1 protein-coding gene is annotated in these 1,899 nt (G+C 40.5%); it reads left to right on the top strand.

All coding sequences use genetic code 11. The annotated features are described in order from the left end of the window. Nucleotides 1-1,105: 1,105 nt before the first annotated feature. Nucleotides 1,106-1,732, top strand: a complete 627-nt coding sequence (locus B7L15_RS19485) for a hypothetical protein (RefSeq protein ID WP_139839419.1) — start codon at nucleotides 1,106-1,108, stop codon at nucleotides 1,730-1,732. Nucleotides 1,733-1,899 lie beyond the last annotated feature (167 nt).

Genomic DNA, 1,899 nt, shown 5'->3' with positions numbered 1-1,899 from the left:
TGCTGCTGATCAACCAGGGCCTGCCACTGTTCCGGCGTACGGTGCTTTTTCATGGGGGTAACCTCGTGTTGGAAAATATGAGGTTACTGTAGGGCGATTTTCAGCGGGGTGGCAGGACGTCCTGGAATGAACGCTTACGGCGATTTGGCGTGCGTCGTGCTTTTCGTCTAATTAAGCTGGCGTCGTATCTATTTTCAGTCTTGATCGTGTGACATGATATCTCACACGATACGGCTCTGGCAGAGCGGCCAAGGTGGCGAGCAATGCCACGCAACGTGTGCTTCGTGTGAATCAACATGATCAAAGCACTCTCTTCGGCCGAAAGATGGTGATAGTAATGAGTAATGACGATAACTTGCCAAGTGAGTCAGGTGTTGCTGAGATTGCTAAGAGGTATTGAGTAGATAATAGCGAAAACTTTCTAATTTTATTAACTTAACATACTGCAAGCATTTTTTACCGATTGCTCTTTATTAATGCCAGATAAGCCACTGAGTAAAAAATACTGATGCTATACAAAGTCAGAATTTTTGATGCCTGTATCATTCTTGCAAAGAAATATATAAATAACGAAATCTGTCAGTGTTATTCTGAAATGCGTCAGGACAGAAGTATAACGCAAGATTTTTCCTAACCTCGACTCCAGCTATGGTTTATATTTAATCTTTCTTAATTTATTGCAGTACGCCAAATGCTCGATTGATATTGCTTAGTCTTAGCTGTTTAAATTTTATAGCCATTCTGTACATGTGTAAAAAACATATGGCCACTATGAATAGAAACTTTTAATTATTCTCTAGCCAGGTTGCTAAATTTCGTATTACCGGCTTCAAAGCTCAATAATGTGTTGGAACTTCACATATGACGATCAATACAGTATTATCTACTGTCACGCACGTAGGACTGGAATAATTTGGATACTATCAGTTCACTGAGGCTCATCTAGCTAAATATGACTCCACGTTACAAACATGTATTTGAAAATTGAACTAATAATTGTTCGAGATCGCGGAAATGGACTATATGCATAATTCATTGACAGGCGCTCGTAGCAGTTGCAAAATAGTAAGTGTATATTAGTCAAAAGGCTTGAGGGCGAATGATTATGAAAATAATAATTCCAGTTTTTGATGAGGGAGGGCTTCGTCCTGCTCTCGCTATACAGAGAAGTTTTAATGTATTAGACGTAAATTCTGTTGTGACTGATTTTTCGAATTCTAAAAAATCTTTACTGAATGATTGGCCACTTCCATCGCTGGAAGGTACGCTTGGGATAAAAGATTCTGAAAAGAAACCATCTAAAGTAAAAATGGGCAGGAAAACTCTTAAAAAGATATCGAAAAAGATCAAGTATTACTATGATTTTGAAGTTGCGACAGCTCAACACCTAGAAATTTCTTGCTCTTATTTGCCTAGAAGGGGAGGGGTATTGGTTCTTCCTCATGAGTTTTTTGCTGAAAATATACCAAAATTAGAAAAGGTTTTGATGCCAATTTCTGACCGAGTAAAACATGATGCTCATTTCATTGATGTTGTTGCCCGGCATTGGCTTGCAGATTTTGTCTCACTTTCTGAAGAAACTTTTTCCCGAAGAGCACGTATTGCCACAACCAGACTTGTAGGTGCTATTACTGATGCAGTGAATTTTGATTTAAAACGTCAAAGTATCGTACGATTTCTGGAACGAAACGGATTCACACATGGAATCTTTACAAATCTTCCTTTAACCTGAATCCGTGAAGCCGGCGCCGACACTTTCCCTATCACCGCCAGCGAGCACTTTTTGATCATTCGCCCCGTGCAAGTTGGCTTTCGCAAGCCCGTTATTGCCAAAACCCACCGTGCTGATCGGTGCTGACGGCCCGTTTTGTCATGCCTTTCCACCCGCCAGGCACGACA

The sequence above is a fragment of the Halomonas sp. CSM-2 genome (assembly GCF_002119345.1).
Classification (GTDB): domain Bacteria; phylum Pseudomonadota; class Gammaproteobacteria; order Pseudomonadales; family Halomonadaceae; genus Vreelandella; species Vreelandella janggokensis.
Note: the sequence above shows the minus strand (reverse complement) of the source record. Positions and strands in the feature narration are given on the sequence as shown.

Coding starts and splice junctions, on each gene's coding strand:
- B7L15_RS19485 (WP_139839419.1), top strand. CDS start 1,106: ATGAAAATAATAATTCCAGTTTTTGATGAGGGAGGGCTTCGTCCTGCT.